17 protein-coding genes are annotated in these 15674 nt (G+C 67.6%); 8 read left to right on the top strand and 9 right to left on the bottom strand.

The window, feature by feature from the left end; genetic code table 11:
• A complete protein-coding gene (locus IBJ82_RS17500; protein ID WP_194826915.1) occupies positions 1-528 on the bottom strand; it encodes a GNAT family N-acetyltransferase in 528 nt (175 codons plus the stop codon).
• Between the two features lie 115 nt (positions 529-643).
• On the opposite strand from IBJ82_RS17500, the gene deoC reads away from it, so the two are divergent.
• The gene (gene deoC / locus IBJ82_RS17495) at positions 644-1309 is read left to right on the top strand and encodes a deoxyribose-phosphate aldolase (protein WP_194826914.1); all 666 of its coding nucleotides are present in this window, start codon (positions 644-646) and stop codon (positions 1307-1309) included.
• 17 nt (positions 1310-1326) lie between these two features.
• Here the strand turns inward: deoC and IBJ82_RS17490 are convergent, their stop codons facing one another.
• The gene (locus IBJ82_RS17490) at positions 1327-2061 is read right to left on the bottom strand and encodes a DUF2993 domain-containing protein (protein ID WP_194826913.1); all 735 of its coding nucleotides are present in this window, start codon (positions 2059-2061) and stop codon (positions 1327-1329) included.
• 105 nt (positions 2062-2166) lie between these two features.
• Between IBJ82_RS17490 and IBJ82_RS17485 the strand changes: the two genes are divergently transcribed.
• Complete coding sequence (locus IBJ82_RS17485; protein ID WP_056814556.1) at positions 2167-2775, top strand: hypothetical protein; 609 nt, start codon at positions 2167-2169, stop codon at positions 2773-2775.
• Here IBJ82_RS17485 and IBJ82_RS17480 read toward each other — a convergent pair.
• The 3 genes from IBJ82_RS17480 to IBJ82_RS17470 form a co-directional block, all read right to left on the bottom strand.
• Positions 2761-3558 (bottom strand): class I SAM-dependent methyltransferase, encoded by a 798-nt coding sequence (locus IBJ82_RS17480; RefSeq protein WP_194826912.1) that lies wholly within the window; start codon positions 3556-3558, stop codon positions 2761-2763. The two genes, IBJ82_RS17485 and IBJ82_RS17480, sit on opposite strands and share 15 nt — an antisense overlap.
• An 8-nt stretch (positions 3559-3566) precedes the next feature.
• Positions 3567-4094 (bottom strand): DUF2505 domain-containing protein, encoded by a 528-nt coding sequence (locus IBJ82_RS17475; RefSeq protein ID WP_194826911.1) that lies wholly within the window; start codon positions 4092-4094, stop codon positions 3567-3569.
• Positions 4095-4158: 64 nt separating this feature from the next.
• Entirely contained in the window at positions 4159-5295 is a 1137-nt protein-coding gene (locus IBJ82_RS17470; RefSeq protein ID WP_194826910.1) for a UDP-N-acetylmuramate dehydrogenase, read from the bottom strand.
• Here IBJ82_RS17470 and IBJ82_RS17465 point away from each other — a divergent pair.
• Both IBJ82_RS17465 and IBJ82_RS17460 read left to right on the top strand, forming a co-directional pair.
• Positions 5294-5782, top strand: a complete 489-nt coding sequence (locus tag IBJ82_RS17465; protein ID WP_194826909.1) for a DUF2505 domain-containing protein — start codon at positions 5294-5296, stop codon at positions 5780-5782. The genes IBJ82_RS17470 and IBJ82_RS17465 overlap by 2 nt on opposite strands.
• 164 nt (positions 5783-5946) lie before the next feature.
• Entirely contained in the window at positions 5947-7092 is a 1146-nt protein-coding gene (locus tag IBJ82_RS17460; protein ID WP_370585351.1) for an Ig-like domain-containing protein, read from the top strand.
• Positions 7093-7151: 59 nt separating this feature from the next.
• Here IBJ82_RS17460 and IBJ82_RS17455 read toward each other — a convergent pair whose 3' ends face one another.
• Together IBJ82_RS17455 and IBJ82_RS17450 are read right to left on the bottom strand one after the other, a co-directional pair.
• Entirely contained in the window at positions 7152-8594 is a 1443-nt protein-coding gene (locus IBJ82_RS17455) for a DHA2 family efflux MFS transporter permease subunit (RefSeq protein ID WP_370585350.1), read from the bottom strand.
• On the bottom strand, positions 8591-9193 hold the full coding sequence (locus tag IBJ82_RS17450) for an NADPH-dependent FMN reductase (protein ID WP_194826907.1): 603 nt from the start codon (positions 9191-9193) through the stop codon (positions 8591-8593). The genes IBJ82_RS17455 and IBJ82_RS17450 overlap by 4 nt, the downstream gene beginning before the upstream one ends.
• A 168-nt stretch (positions 9194-9361) precedes the next feature.
• Between IBJ82_RS17450 and IBJ82_RS17445 the strand changes: the two genes are divergently transcribed.
• The gene (locus IBJ82_RS17445; RefSeq protein WP_194826906.1) at positions 9362-10720 is read left to right on the top strand and encodes an MFS transporter; all 1359 of its coding nucleotides are present in this window, start codon (positions 9362-9364) and stop codon (positions 10718-10720) included.
• Between the two features lie 5 nt (positions 10721-10725).
• Here IBJ82_RS17445 and mscL read toward each other — a convergent pair whose 3' ends face one another.
• Together mscL and IBJ82_RS17435 are read right to left on the bottom strand one after the other, a co-directional pair.
• Positions 10726-11187: a large conductance mechanosensitive channel protein MscL gene (mscL, locus tag IBJ82_RS17440; RefSeq protein ID WP_194826905.1), complete on the bottom strand. Its 462-nt coding sequence runs from the start codon at positions 11185-11187 to the stop codon at positions 10726-10728.
• 289 nt (positions 11188-11476) lie between these two features.
• On the bottom strand, positions 11477-12211 hold the full coding sequence (locus IBJ82_RS17435) for an SDR family NAD(P)-dependent oxidoreductase (protein ID WP_194826904.1): 735 nt from the start codon (positions 12209-12211) through the stop codon (positions 11477-11479).
• A 104-nt stretch (positions 12212-12315) separates the two neighbouring features.
• Here IBJ82_RS17435 and IBJ82_RS17430 point away from each other — a divergent pair, with 104 nt between their 5' ends.
• From IBJ82_RS17430 to IBJ82_RS17420, 3 genes are all read left to right on the top strand, one after another.
• Complete coding sequence (locus tag IBJ82_RS17430; protein WP_194826903.1) at positions 12316-13134, top strand: alpha/beta fold hydrolase; 819 nt, start codon at positions 12316-12318, stop codon at positions 13132-13134.
• 119 nt (positions 13135-13253) lie between these two features.
• On the top strand, positions 13254-14267 hold the full coding sequence (locus IBJ82_RS17425; protein ID WP_194826902.1) for an alpha/beta hydrolase family protein: 1014 nt from the start codon (positions 13254-13256) through the stop codon (positions 14265-14267).
• A gap of 413 nt (positions 14268-14680) precedes the next feature.
• On the top strand, positions 14681-15667 hold the full coding sequence (locus tag IBJ82_RS17420; protein WP_194827211.1) for an alpha/beta hydrolase family protein: 987 nt from the start codon (positions 14681-14683) through the stop codon (positions 15665-15667).
• Positions 15668-15674: the final 7 nt, after the last annotated feature.

Here is a 15674-nt window from a genome sequence, read left to right as displayed (position 1 = left end):
CTACAGGTCGTAGAACGGTGCGGCGTAACGGAATTCGCCGGTGACGGCGGAATCGTAGGCGGTGAGCGGGCGGACCTGGAAGTACGGCCCCCATTCGGCCTCGTCGGGCACGATGCCGAGGCGAGCGCCGGGGACGAAACCGAAGCGGGCGTAGTAGTCGGGATCGCCGACCAGGCCGACGACCGATTCGTCGAGGGCATCGGCGGCGCCGAGGGCGGCATGGACCAGCGCCGAGCCGACGCCGGACTTCTGGTTCTCCGGATCGACCCCGAGCGGGCCGAGGGCCAGCACGGGGAACGGGCCGATACCGGCTCTGGTGAGACAGATGTGCCCCACGACGATGTCGTATTCGAGCGCGACCAGTGACAGCGTCGGCATCCACGCCTCGTCGGTGCGTAGCGTTTCGACGAGGGCGGGTTCGGGTGGTTCGGTGACGGCCGGATCGCCCGCGTAATGCGGGGCGAAAGCGGCGCGGTGAATCGCGGCGATCGCCACCGCGTCCGCTGGGGTCTCGCGACGGATCAGCACAGGCTTAAGTCTCCAGGATTTGGGTAGGTGAGCGCAATGATGTGCGGCGGCCGATGTCCGAATACGTCGATGCCCTCTGCGCCGGACTCGGCCGCGCGTATGCCATGCTCGGGAAATGACTTCCGCGCCGCTGACCCGGGCCGCAGTGGCCGACATGATCGACCACACCCTGCTCGCTCCGGAAGCCACGCCGGCCGAGGTCGACGCGTTGATCGCGGACGCGCGCAAACTCGGGGTGTACGCGATCTGTCTGTCGCCCTCGATGCTGCCGGTGCGCGCGCCGGGGCTGGTGGTGGCCACCGTCGCGGGCTTCCCGTCCGGCAAACACCACTCGCTGGTGAAGGGCGCCGAGGCGCGGCTTGCCGTGGATCAGGGCGCCGCCGAGGTCGACATGGTGATCGACGTGGGCGCCGCGTCGGCCGGTGACTTCAATGCCGTCCTCGCCGACATCATCACCGTGCGTGAGGCGACCGGGGAACGGGCCGTGCTCAAGGTGATCATCGAATCGGCCGCGCTCACCGACGAGGCGATCGTCGGCGCGTGCCGGGCGGCCGAGCAGGCGGGTGCCGATTTCGTGAAGACCTCCACCGGTTTTCATCCGGCGGGCGGTGCGAGCGTGCACGCGGTGCGGTTGATGGCCGAGACCGTCGGCGGGCGACTCGGGGTGAAAGCCAGCGGCGGAATCCGCACCGCCGAGGACGCCGCCGCGATGATCGAAGCCGGGGCTACGCGGCTCGGGTTGTCGAAATCGGCCGCGGTCCTCGACGGTTTTCCCGAGTAGCCGCCGCCCTCGGATGATCAGCAGGTGAACTCGGACTGCTGGCCGGACGGGGCGCTCTCGAGTGCGGTCTTGCCACCTGAAAGGTGCACGTTCACACCGTCATCGGTGACCTTGACCTCCTGCGCGCGCAGGCCGAGCGGATAGCTCTGCAAGCTCTGGGTGAAGGTCTCGACGATGCCCTGCACGAGGTCAGTGGGCAAGCCGATGCCGAGTAGCTGAGCCGACTTCGTCTCCACGGTGATGTTGCCGTCGCGGATGAGCGGCTGCACCTCGAGTTGGGCGAGGCCGCCGAGCACATCGAGAGTCAGCACTCCGGTGCTCGCCGACGAGCTCACGCCGCTGACCATGGTGCCGAGGGTCTCGCGGATGCCGTCGTTGTTCCAGGTCACATCGGCAGTGGAGCTGTCGATGGTGCCGCCGCCTCGGCCGCGGTCGACGAGTTCGATGCCGTTGAATTTCGCGTGCACGACCATTCCGACAGCAGGGCCGAACTGGTTGTCCTCGCTGTCGACGGTGATCGTGCCGACCTTGCCGTCCGCATAGGACAGCAGGATCGGGCGCAGGCCGAAGCCCACGTCGATGCTCGAGCCCATCTGTTGCTCGAACGCGCCGCTGATGCAGCTCGAGATCTTGTGTCGGGCATAGGCTTCGGTTCCGGCGATGGCCGCGACGAGTAGGGCTGCGACCACGGCCAACGCGATCACCAGAGAGCGCCGACCGATCCTGGGGCGTGGGGACTTTTGTGTGGTCATGGCATCAGAGTCTTCCCGATCTTTCTGTGTCCGCTCTGAGGACGTGGTGAAAGCCTTCACAGCAAAATGTGACCTGGCGCACTGGACCGGGCGTAGCCTGGACTCATGACTGGCGAGGACGCGCGCCGGGTGGCGGGGACAGCGGATCATCGGTGGCGGGTGCTGCGGCGCCTCGCCGGGCGGCACGCGGGCTTCTTCACCACGCGTCAGGTGTTGCGTACCGGCTGCGAATCGCAGGTCAGGGCGGCCCTGGGGGACGGGTCGGTGACCAGGGCCGGGGTCGGGATGATGCGGCTCGGGCAGTGGCGGGTGGGGCCGCTGGACGAGTACGCGATGTGGGCGGCGTGGTTCGACGGCGCGGCGGCGGTGTCGTATCAGAGTGCGGCCGAACTCCACGGGCTCGGCAGGTTGCAACCGCGGTTTCTGCATCTGTCGGTGTCGGCGGGCCGCCCGCCCGTGACGCCGCGGTTGGTGCTGACCCGACGCAAGCTCTGCGGGGCGGATGTGGAGTCGGCCGGGCCGTTCCTGGTGACGACGCCGGTGCGGACGGTACTCGATCTGGCCGAGACCGAGATCTCGCAGTCGGCGTTGGACGAGGTGGTGGCCGACGCGGTGGCGATCCATCGGTGCGATACCGACGAGATCTGGTGGGGTGGTCAGCAATTGGCGCCGCGCGCGTCGACGCGGGTGCGGCGCGCGTTAAGCCGGGTGTGACGGGGCGACGACGTCCCAAGGGACCGACAGCACGCAGTCGCGCATTCGCCGGTGATACGGGCGCAGTGGGAAACCGTTGGCGCGCAACATCTGCGCCGCTTCTCGCCAGCGGACGCGGGGGCCGTACGGTGCCATGGCCGCGGATCGCTCCCAGGCTTGGTCGGCCGCGGTGAGGAGGGCGTGGATACGTTCACCGGCGATGTTGCGGTGGATCAACGCTTTCGGCAGGCGCTCGGCGATGTCGGAGGGCCGGTCGACGGTGAAGGGATCCCAGGCCAGAGTCAGGGAGAGCGGGCGGTGGCGGTCGAGCAGCACCCAGGCGCACCGGCGACCGAGTTCATCGCAGGTGCCGTCGACGAGCAGGCCGTCGGGGGCAAGATTGGACTGGATTCGGGACCACGCGTCGGGAACCGCGTCCTCGGGGTATTGACGCAGGACGTTGAACGCGCGGACGAGGGTGGGTCGCAGACCGGCCAGTTCGAAGCCGCCACGGGCGAAGCGGACGCCGTCGCGGGGTTCGACGACGCGGGCCGGGTCGATTTCGAGACCGACCACCTCGAGGTCGGGGCGGACGGTGCGCAAGCGAGCGGCCAGCTCGAAGGTGGTCCATGGGGCGGCGCCGTAGCCGAGGTCGACAACCAGGGGCGTGGTGGACTCACGCAGTGTCGTGCTGACGAGTTCGTCGTTGACGAGCCAGCGATCGCTGCGGCGGAGGCGATTGACGCCCGTGGTGCCGCGGGTGATGGTGCCGACCGGCGGGACGGCCTTGCGGCTCGGGGCCACGGGGTGGGTCAGACGGTCTTCTCGGCGGATTCTCGATCCAGGTAGCGCACGGTTTCTTCCTGCTCGGCGCGGAACAGGTCGACGAGGTTCACCAGCATCAACTGCTCCAGGCGCGGGCCGACCATGGGGATGAAGACCTTGGCGGTGGGGGAGAAGCGCATGGTGGCGCCGGTTTCGGTGGGGAAAAGGCGGATGGTGCCGGTGAGGCTGCCGGGGCCTGCGGGGATCGAGGCGGAGAACTTGCCCTCGGTCTCGTCGTGGGCGAAGGGACCCCAGCTCTCCTTGCGGGTGATCACCATGTCTTTGCGCATGACGGTCTGGGCGATCTCGGGGAGCATCTCGCGGGGCAGGGTGTGGTGCAGGACCACGTCGATGCCGTCATCGGAGACGTCGAGGCTGACCACTTCGTTGTTGGGCGCGTGCTTGCGCATCTCGGCGACGCGGGCTTCCCAGTAGTCCCTGCTCTGGAGGGCTGCGTACAGCTCTTCGGTGGTGTGCAGGGGGTAGCGAGCGGAGTAGTCCAGTCTGCGTGCCATGGCAGGACACGTTACGTGGTTGGGGTGTGGGCGGCGGGAAGTGGTGGGTTGTCTGTGCTCGGTCCTAGAAATCGATGCCGACGGTTACCGGTTCCGGCTCCAGCGTCACGCCGAACCTTTCCTGAATGCCCGCGCGGACGGTGCGGGCCAGGGCGACGATGTCGGCGGCGGTCGCGGTGCCGCGATTGGTCAGGGCCAGGGTGTGCTTGGTCGACAGGCGCGCGGCGGCGGCTTCACCGGGGAAGCCCTTCGCGAAACCGGCTCGTTCGATGAGCCAGCCCGCCGAGAGCTTGGTGCCGTCCGGTGCGGGATAGGTGGGCACCTTGACGTCGTCGCCGACGTGCGCGGCGATCGCGGCCAGCACTCGCGGCAACTGGTCCTCGGTGACGACCGGGTTGGTGAAGAACGAACCGGCACTCCAGGTGTCGTGATCGGCGGGGTCGAGGACCATGCCCTTGCCTGCCCGCAGGCGGAGCACCTGCGCGCGCACCTGCTCGGCGGGCAGGGTCTCGCCGTCGCCCGCGCCGAGCGCCTTCGCCAGTTCGCCGTAGCGCAACGGCGCGCTCAGCCCGCTCGGATCCAACGCGAACTCGACCGCGAGGACCACGGCGTCGTCGCTGTGCTTGAGCACACTGGTCCGGTAGCCGAAGCCGAGTTCGGTGGGCGCGACCCAGCGCACGTCCCCGGTCTTGCGATCGAGCAGACGCACCCGGCGCAACAGCGACGCGACCTCGACGCCGTAGGCGCCCACGTTCTGCACCGGCGTCGCACCGGCCGAGCCCGGAATCCCGGACAGGCACTCCAACCCGCCCAGCCCGGCCGCGACGGTCGCCGCGACGACCTCGTCCCAGTTCGCGCCCGCCTCGGCCACCACGCCGTCGGCGCCCAGCTCAACATCGGTCGTGCCGACCCGGACGACCACGCCGTCAAAGCCCGCGTCGTCGATGAGCAGGTTCGACCCGCCCGCCACCAGCAGCACCGCGATACCGGCCGCATCCAGGGCCTTCACCGTGGCCACCAGGGCCTCGGTGCTCGCACATTCGGCCAGCAGCGCGGGCCCGCCGACCCGCAGGGTCGTCAATTCGGACAAACGCACCGAATCGCGGACCTTCGCGCCGGTATCGGCAAGCAGGTCACGCAGCTGATCGGAGGACACCACCCGTGTTGTACGCACGTCCGCAGACGGTACCGTGTCGAACATGGCTACACCTCTGGCGTTCACTGCCGGCTACACGCATTCCGTCGATGCGGTGCGCGCCGCGTACTCCGACGAGCAGTACTGGAAGGCCCGGATCGCCGAGGTCGGCGGCCCCGGTGCCCGGCTCGACGCCTTCGCCGTCGACGGCGACCAGGTCCGCGTCCAGATGGTGCAGTCCATCCCCGCCGACCAGCTCCCGCCCGCCATCACCGCGGTGCGCCCCGGTGACCTGGTCATTCCGCGCACCGAGACCTACACCGGCATCGGTGGCATCTTCGAAGCCCACGTGGACGGCGCCCCCGCTGTGGTCCGTGGCACGGTCACCATGGCCCCCGACGACGGCACCGGCTCCACCACCGCCATCAACGGCACCATCGAGGTGAAGATCCCGCTGTTCGGCGGCAAGATCGAGGCGGCCATCTCGGAGCGCCTGATCGAACTCCTCGGCAACGAGGCCACGTTCACCGAGGAATGGCTCAACCGGCAGTAGCGGTTGTGGTGAGACCGCGCTCACGGGGTGCGGGTCGATAGCTCGGCGTACATTCGATGCGTGAGCAAACATTCGGTAACCGGTATGTTGCGCGCGCGCGGGCTACCGCGCGTCGTAGTTCGTCGGCGCAGCGCCGTGAAGTGGGCGTTCGTGGCGGTCGATCCGTGGTTGCGGTGATCTTGCTGGCGGTGCTCGTTGTGCTCACCGGGTGCACGATCGACCGGCCGGGCAAGGATGCCGAGGCGGCGGCGCCGGTCGCGCAGGTCACCATCGCGCCCACACCGGGAGCCACCGATGTCGATCCCGTCGCGCCCGTTTCGGTGACGGTCGCCCATGGCACGATCGACCAGATCGCCCTCACCAATGCCGGCGGCAAACAGATCACCGGTCAGCTCAGCCCCGACCGCACCACCTACAAGGTCTCTGAACCGCTCGGTTACGGCGCGTCGTACACCTGGGCGGGGACGGCCATCGGGGCTGACGCCAAACCGGTCACGATCGACGGCACCTTCACCACGATCAGCCCCCAGTCGACCGTCCCGGCCACGATCAATATCGGCGACGGCCAGGAAGTCGGGATCGGGGCGCCGATCATCCTGAAGTTCGCGGGGCCGGTCGCGAACAAGGCGGCCGTGGAGAAGGCGCTCACCGTCACCACCGACCAGGGCACCGAAGGATCCTGGGCCTGGCTGCCCGACGACGACGGCTCGCGGGTGCACTGGCGTCCGAAGAACTACTGGACTCCCGGCACCACCGTGCACGTCGCCGCGAAGCTCTACGGCGTCGACCTCGGCGGCGGCGCCTACGGCGACTCCGATGTCACCTCCGACTTCACCATCGGCCGCAGCCAGATCGTCATCGCGAACGCACCGAGCCACCGCATGCAGGTCGTGCGCGACGGCGCCACGATCTTCGACTTCGCGGTCTCCTACGGCGAAGGCAACGAGCCGCGCAATGTCACCCGCTCGGGCGTGCACGTCGTCACCGAGAAGTACGAGGACTTCATGATGTCGAATCCGCCGTACTACACCAACGTTCGCGAACGCTGGGCCGTCCGCATCTCCAACAACGGCGAATTCATCCACGCCAACCCTGAATCCCTCTCGGCCCAGGGTTCGTCGAACGTCACCAACGGCTGCATCAACCTCTCGCCCGGCGATGCTCAGGCCTACTTCCCGACCGCGCTCTACGGCGATCCGGTGGAGGTGACCGGCACCTCGATCGAGTTGTCCCAGGCCGACGGCGACATCTACGACTGGGCCGTCGACTGGTCGACGTGGACGTCGATGTCCGCCTTGCCCGCCGGATAGATCCGACCCCTGCCGTCGTGCCGCGGTGCGATGTCCACGGCACGACGGTTCGGCCTCTTCTAGCGACGGGGCAGGAGTAGTGCCGGGACGAGCGCCAGCGCGATCATGACGGGCGCGATCAGATAGGTGTGCTGGAACGCGTCGGCCAGAGCGGGGGCCAGTTCGGCCCGCTGATCCGCCGTCATGGCATGCAGCGCCTGGAGGCCACCCGCCACCGGGAGCAGCGCGCCCAGTGTCACCGAGGCCACCGCCGTGCCAATCGCCATCGAGGTGGTGCTGATCATGTTGAGCACCGTCGACCCGGCAGGCTGCTGCTCGCGGCTCAGCGGCCGGGTGGCCGTGGTCATCACCGGCATCAGGGTTCCGCCGCCGCCCGCGCCCATCAGCACCATCGTGAGGCACAGCGCCCAGTACGGCGCGTCCGCGTCGAGTTGGACCACGAACAGCACGAACCCGGTGAGCGCCACCGTGATCGACACCGGCAGGTACCGGCCGGGCGGGATCCGATCGATCAATCTGCCCGCCACCTGCATCGTCGCGCCCGACGCCAAGGCGAACGGAATCCCCAAAGTGCCTGCCACCAGCGCTGACTCGTCGCGCACCACCTGGAAGTACAACGGCAGCAGCAACATCGAACCGAAGTAGCCGCCCGCGAACACCGCGAGCAGCACCGCGGACGTGCCGGTGATCCGGTTGCCGAGCACGCGCAGATCCAGCAGCGGCACCGAGGTGGTCAGCGAACGACGCACGAACGCGGCGATCAAGCCGATCCCCACCAGCAGCGGCACCAGCACCGCGGGGGTGGCGAACCCGGCACTCTCGCCCGCGGCGGTGACGCCGTAGATGACCAGCGCCAACCCGGGCGACATCAGCAGCAGCCCGCGGATGTCGAGCGCCCGCGGCGGTTCCGGCGTGTCGTCGGGCACCACCCGCATCGCCAGTAGGAGCACCAACGCGCCCAGCGGCAGATTGATGAAGAACATCCACCGCCACGACACCTCGTCGATCAGGTATCCGCCGATCACCGGGCCCAGCAGCGGGCCGACCAGAATGGCCAACCCGAGCGTGCTCATCAATTGCCCCAGCCGCTCGGGTCCGGCCGCGCGGAGCAGGATCGTCATGCCGACCGGCATCAACAGCCCGCCGCTCGCACCCTGAATCAGTCGAAAAGCGATGAGCGACTCGATGTTCCACGACAGTCCGGCCAGCACCGAGCCGACCACGAACGCGCTGATCGCCGTCAGATACAGCCGCTTGGCGCCGAATCGGCCGACCAGCCACGCCGAGGTCGGCACCACGGCACCGAGGGCGAGCGAGTAGCCGGTGGCGACCCACTGGATCGTGCTCAGGCCCGCGTGGAATTCCATCGACAACTTGTTGATGGCGACATTCACGATGGTCTGATCGAGCGTCGCCATGATCATGCCGACCACCAGGACCAGGGCGACCCGCATCGGATCGCGGCTGGTGGTCGGTTCGACGGTGGTGAGCACGGCGGTCACTTCCCGTACGGCTGGGCCAGGCGGGCGGCGCGCAGTGCTTCGCCCCACCAGGTCAGCTGATCGAGCATGGTCGCGGCGGCGGCGTCGGCATCATTCGGAGCGGTGAGCTCGCCCGCGTCGTCGAATCGGCCCCACGGATTCGGGAAGCAGACCGAGTCGCGGACGGTGACCGCGTGGAGTTCGGCGAAGACCGGACGCAGGTGTTCCACGGCACGCAGCCCGCCGGAGATGCCGCCGTAGGAGACGAAGCCCACCGGCTTGGCCTGCCATTCGGCGTGGTGGGTGTCGATCAGGTTCTTCAGCGAACCCGGGTAGCTGTGGTTGTACTCGGGTGTCACCACCACGAACACATCGGCGCGCGAGAGCTTTTCGGTGGCCTCCGCGACAGAGGGATGGTCGGTGGCGGCGCCGAACGCGTGCGGCAACTCGATGCTCGCGGTGTCGACGACATCGACGGTGATGGCGTCGCGCAGTGCCGCCTGCCGGACGAACCAGCTCGCGATCGTCGGGCCGAAACGCCCCTCCCTGGTACTGCCGATGACGACCGCGAGCCGCAGCGGGCTGATATCGGTTCGGACGTGGTCAACCGTGGCGCTCATGACGTTCCTCTTCGTCGGTGACGGCCCTCGGCCGCCGCTGCGCTCTACCGTCCTACCTCAACCGTTCTCGAGGTCAAGCCGAAGAAGTCTTCGGTTGTCCGGGAATATCTCCGGCCTTAAGCTGCTTATTGCATATATACGCAGATAAGCAGTCTTGAAAGGCAGGCCATGACCACCTCGCTGTTCGCTCACCGCGACTACCGACTGCTGTTCACCGCCCAGGTCGCGGCCCTGTTCGGCACCGGACTCACCACCGTCGCGCTCGGTCTGCTCGCCTACGAACTGGCGGGCGGCAACGCGGCCATCGTGCTCGGTACCGCGTTGACGCTGAAGATGGTCGCCTATGTGACCGTCGCGCCGATCGCGGGCGCCTACGCGGGTCGACTGCCGCGCAGGCAGTTCCTGATGGCGCTCAACGGAATTCGCGGCGCGATCGTGCTGACTCTGCCCTTCGTCGACCAGATCTGGCAGATCTACGTGCTCATCACGCTGCTACAGATCGCCTCGGCCGCCTACACGCCCACCTACCAGGCGGTTCTGCCCGACATCCTGCCCGACGAGCGCGACTACACGAAGGCGCTGTCGGCGGCCCAGCTCGCGGCGACCATGGAAACGCTGCTCAGCCCGATGCTGGCGGCGCTGGCCCTGAGTCTGATCAGCTTCCACTGGCTGTTCGTCGGCACCGGGCTCGGCTTCGCGGTGTCGGTCGCGCTGGTGCTGGCCGCGCGCATCCCGAACGCGGTAGTCGGAGACGGTGCGATCACCGAACGGCTGGCCGCCGGGCTGCGACTGTTCGCGGCGACTCCGCGACTGCGTGGACTGCTCGGATTGAACCTGGTGGTCGCCGCCGCGGGCTCGGTGGTGATGGTCAACACCGTGAACTACGCCCGGGACGTGCTGGGCGGCAATCAGTCCGGCGTCGCGCTGTTGCTGGCGGCGAACGGCCTCGGCACCATGGTCATCGCCCTCGCCCTGCCCCGGATCCTGGACCGCCGCGGCGAGCGTCCGGTCATGCTCGCCGGTGCCGCTGTTCTGCTCGTCGGCCTCGCCGCCGCGCTCGCGCTGTCGACCCTGCCGATCGGCGAGTGGCACTGGTCCGCCGCCCTCGCCACCTGGGCCACCATCGGCGCGGGCACCGCGCTGATCCTTACCCCGACCGGCCGTGTCCTGCGTCGTTCCGCTCGTGCGCAGGACCGCCCTGCCCTGTTCGCGGCCCAGTTCTCCCTGTCCCATCTCGCCTGGCTGATCACCTACCCGATCACCGGCTGGCTGGCCACCACCGCGGGTTTCACCGCCACCTGGGCGACCCTGGCTGTCATCGCCGCCCTAGGCGCCACCACGGCGATCCGGTTGTGGCCCCGGCACGACCCGAACGAGATCACCCACATCCACGAACTCGGCTCGGTCGACCCGGCGATCCTGGCCGACGCGATCCAGATCGGGCCCCGGCACTTCCAGCACACCCACTCCTACGTCATCGACCCCGACCACCCGCGCTGGCCGACGAAGACTCCGGCCTACGTCTGAACCGGCTACGCCTCGACGGACTCGCTGGCGCGATCCTTGCTCAGCGCGACGGTCTCGTCGGTGGTCATCCCCTGCTGCTTGGCCAGCAGATCACGGATCTCGATGAGCAGTTCGGTCTCGGTGGGCTCGGCGTCCTTGGTGGTGCCGAACTTGTTCTTCAGCGACTTCATCGGCAGCATCAGCACGAAGTACAGGACCGCGGCGACCATGAAGAAGTCGATGAACGCGGTGATGATCGGGCCGAACGCGATGAAGGTCGCCGGCTTGTCGGCGATCAGCTGGACACCGAGGCCGAGTTCATTGGTCGAACCGAACACCGCGAGCATCGGATTGATGAGCCCCTTGCTGAACGAGGAGACCACCGCAGTGAACGCGGTACCCATCACGACCGCGACCGCGAGGTCGATGACGTTCCCGCGCATCAGGAAATCTTTGAACCCACCGAAAACGGACTTGATACCGAGCATCGAACATCTACTCCTCAGACTGGCTATCGACAAACGGCCATGTTAACTATCGTTCGCTCGGCATGGCGAATTCATAGCAACACCCGAGCGATCCGCTCCCAGTATCAATTCCCGCCGCCCGCCCCGCTACCCGAACGGCCACCGATCCTGGATTCGCCTACCCCGCCCTGGAATTGAGGTACCCGACGGGATGGCGCGCGAAGCAGATCGACCGAGGAGCTCGACGCCCAGTCGTGTCGAGCCTCACGTTTACCGGGCGAGGAGGGTCGAACGCGGGTATCCGCCGTACTCAGGAGCGGCGGGCGAAGGAGCCGGGGCCTGCCTGATCGCGGGGTTTGACGACGATGGTGTCGAGGTTGACGTGGGGCGGGCGGCTGGCCACGAAGCCGACGATTTCGGCGATGTCCGCGGCGTAGAGGGGGTCGATGCCCTCGTAGACCTTGGCGGCGCGGTCGGCGTCGCCGTCGAAGCGGACCAGCGAGAACTCGGTTTCCACGGCGCCGGGGGCGATCTCGGTGAGGCGGACCGGTTGGCCGAGGAGTTCGCCGCGCAGGGTTCGGTGGGCAACGGCCTGGGCGTGCTTGGCGGAGGTGTAGCCGGAGCCGTTGTCGTAGGTGTGCAGGGCGGCGATGGAGGTGATGGTGACGATCAGGCCGTCGCCGGAGGCGATCAGTTTCGGCAGCAGGGCCTTGGTCACGCGCAGGGTGCCCACGACGTTGGTCTCCCACATCCAGCGCCAGTCGTCGAGATCGGCGTCGAGGACCGTGGCCATGCCCTTCGCGCCGCCCGCGTTGTTGACCAGCACGTCGACGTGGTCGATCGCGTCGGTGAACGCGCGCACCGATTCCTCGGAGGTGACGTCGAGTTCGAGCGCGGTGCCGCCGATCTCGGCGGCGAGGCGCTGCACCCGGTCGAACCGACGGGCGCCCACATAGACGTGATAGCCCTGCTCGGCCAGTTCCCGGGCGGTGGCTTCACCGATTCCCGAGCTGGCTCCGGTGACGACGGCGGTGCGAATGCTCATGTTGGTCGATCTTATTCGCCCCGGATTTGCGGGCGCCATGGCTCCGATCACCGTGACGTCAGACGTGCGGATCGCTTCGCGACCGCGCCGATTAGCCTGTCGGTATGGCTATTCGCGATGCTGTCAGTGCCGATGGAACGAGGATCGTCTACCAGGTGAGCGGCACCGGTAGACCGCTGGTGCTGTTGCACGGGTGGGCGGGGAATCTGCGCTGCTGGGGTGCGGCCGCCGATGATCTGGCCGAGCGATACCGGGTGATCGCGGTCGACCTGCGCGGGCACGGGTACTCCGACGATCCCGGCGCCGGTTATGACGATCCGAAGGCTTGGGCGGGCGATGTGGCCGCGGTGCTGGCCGCCGAGGGCATCGACTCCGGTGCGGTGCTGTTGGGCTGGTCCTACGGCGGGATCGTCGCCACCGACTACCTCGCCACCTATGGCACCTCGGCGGTCGCGGGTGTCGTCTACTGCGGTGCGCCCGCCCATATCGGCCGCGATGTGCCCGGTGCGGCTCCCGGGCCCTCGATGGAGAAGGCGATTCCGGGGGTGTTCGACGAGGCCGCCGGGCGCGCGGTGCGTGCGTTCGCGGTGTTCGGCAATGCCAATACCGGGCCGGGCGCGGACAAGGGTGTCGATGCGCAGCGGTTGTTCGGCGGCAGTCTCGCGACCGCGCCTTCGGTACGCAAGGCGCTGTTCTACCGCACGATCGACAACACCGAAACGCTGCGCGCGCTGGATGTTCCGGTGCTCGTGCTGCACGGCACCGACGACCCGGTGGTCCCGGCGGCCAATGGTCAGTACATCCTCGACAATGCCCCTGACGCCCGTGGTTCCTTCTGGGAAGGGGCCCAGCACGGGCTCTTCATCGAGGACCGGCCGCGCTTCTTTGCCGAGGTCAGCGCGTTTGTCGACGCGCTGGAGTGAGTTCGACGCACCCCACCCTCTCTGAATCGGCAATGTTTCAGAAACATGTCCAGGGCAGGTGAGGGCGACCTACTCTGAGCTCGACGGCCTTGTCCTGCGGCCGGGCATGGAGGTGGCGCATGAGCGTCTTGACGCGTTGTGTGCTGGTTCTTGCGGCGGCTTTGACGTGCGCCGCCCCGGTGGCCGGAGCGAACCCGACCTCCGACGCCGCGCGGCTGATATCCGTCGCGCCCGGTCCCGGCCGGGTCGTCGAGCTGGTGGTGTACTCCGCCGCCATGGCGAAGTCGGTGACTGTGGCGGTGCTGCCCGCGCCCGACGGCACGGCGAAGGCGCCGGTGCTGTATCTGCTCAACGGCGTCGACGGTGGCGTCGGCCCCACCGGTGAATGGCGTGACGGCGGCAACTGGCTCACCCGCACCGACGCCGACGCCTTCTTCGCCGACAAGCAGGTCACCGTCGTGATGCCGATCGGCGGCGCGGGCAGTTACTACGCCGACTGGCGGGCCGACGACCCCGTCCTCGGACGTCAGCGCTGGACTACCTTCCTCACCCGCGAATTGCCCCGCGTCATCGACGCCGAGTTCCACGGCGACGGCGTCAATGCCGTTGCGGGGGTGTCGATGGCAGGCACCGCGGCCTTCCAACTGGCGCTCGCGGCACCCCAGCTCTACAAGGCCGTCGGCTCCTACAGCGGCTGCGTCTCCACCAGCGGTCCGCAGGGCCACGCCATCGTCAACACCGTTGTCTCCGGTCAGAACGGTGACCCTGTGAACATGTGGGGACAACCCGGCGACCCCCTCTGGGCTGCCAACGATCCCTTTCTGCACGCCGAGCGATTGCGCGGCCTCGCCATCTACGTCTCCTCCGGGACCGGCCTTCCCGGTGCGCTCGACACCGTCGACGGACCTGGACTGAGCGGTGATTCGATGAAGTTGGTGGACCAGCTGATCATCGGCGGTGCCCTCGACGCGGTAACCGGCCTGTGCACACAGCAGCTCGCTACCCGTTTTCGCGAGCTGGCCATCCCCGCCGCAATCGACTTGCGCCCCAACGGAACTCACTCCTGGGGCTATTGGCGCGACGACCTCCGTCACTCCTGGCCGCTGTTCGCCGCGGCCTTGCGGGTCGGCTGAAACTGCCGCCTGCTCGCAGGTCGTGTCGGCCCGCTCGGTCGGCGCTGATTCATGACTTGCGAATAACTTTGCATGCTTGTTGTGTCATATTTCGCAATTCACGGCATCAGCTAACGAGTCTGACCGGTCTATTTCCGCCGATGGAATCGGGCGACGGTGTGCGCGGAAGAGATCGCGCGGCGACACGCGGGTGGGTGTAACCACGCAGGTAGGGTCGGTGATGTGATTGGTCGGCGGTGCCGATGTGATCGGCTCGTGATTGTGCCGGGGAACGAAGGAGAACGAACGTACAGATTTCGGGAAAATCTTATGGGAACCGTCACAGACTTTCGCTGAATTCGTGTGTAGCGTTCTGGAATGTCGTTGGATCGTATGTGGAGAAGAAGATTCGGCGTCGAGAACGGAGTTCGATGATGTTCGGTCGGGCAGTGGGCGCACGGGTTGTAGTGGCCGTGTCGGTCGTGTTGGCCGGTCTAGTGGTCGGGGCGCCAGTGGGCGCCGAGCCGACAGCGCGCATCGATGATCAGCGGGTCGAGGCGGATCGCACCATCGACGTGGGCGTGTACTCACCGGCGATGGACATCGTCACCAGGGTGCGGGTGTTGCGGGCGGCGGATCCGAATGCGCCTGCGCCGACGCTGTATCTGCTCAACGGAGTGGGCGGGGGTAGCGACGGCAATTGGTTGGATCGAACCGATGTCGTCGAGTTCTTCAAGGACAAACAGGTCAATGTGGTGATTCCGTTCGGCGGAGCCGGTAGCTATTTCGCGGACTGGAAGACCGACGATCCGGTGCTCGGCAAGCAGCGGTGGACCACGTTCCTCACCAAGGAACTACCGCCCGTGATCGACAAGGAGTTCGACGGTACCGGCGCCAATGCCATTGCTGGACTGTCGATGGCGGGGACCTCGGTGTTCCAACTCGCGCTCTCCGAGCCGGGACTGTACCGGGCGATCGGCTCCTACAGCGGGTGTGTGCGTACGAGTGATCCACGCGGACAGGCGATCGTGCGAACGGTGGTGGGCAGCAGGCTCGGCAACGCGGCCAATATGTGGGGCCCACCCACCGATCCCGAGTGGTCGGACAACGACCCGTACCTGCACGCGGAATCGTTGCGCGGCACCGACGTCTACATCTCCTCCGGTACCGGCATTCCCGGCCCGTACGACAACATCTTCGCCCAGGGCGACCCGGCCCAGATGACCATGCAGTTGCTGTTCGGCGCCGGGCTGGAGGCCGTCACGAATCTGTGCACCCAGCAGCTGCGCGATCGACTGCAAACGCTCGGCATCCCCGCCACGGTGGATATGCGCCCCAACGGCACCCACTCGTGGGGCTACTGGGAGCAGGACATGCACAAATCGTGGCCCGTGTTCGAGGCAGCGCTGCACCGGGCGTGACAGCCAC

The sequence above is a fragment of the Nocardia sp. XZ_19_231 genome, from assembly GCF_015355705.1.
GTDB lineage: Bacteria > Actinomycetota > Actinomycetes > Mycobacteriales > Mycobacteriaceae > Nocardia > Nocardia salmonicida.
The sequence above is the reverse complement of the archived record's forward strand: the minus strand, read 5'-3'. Positions and strand labels throughout refer to the sequence as shown.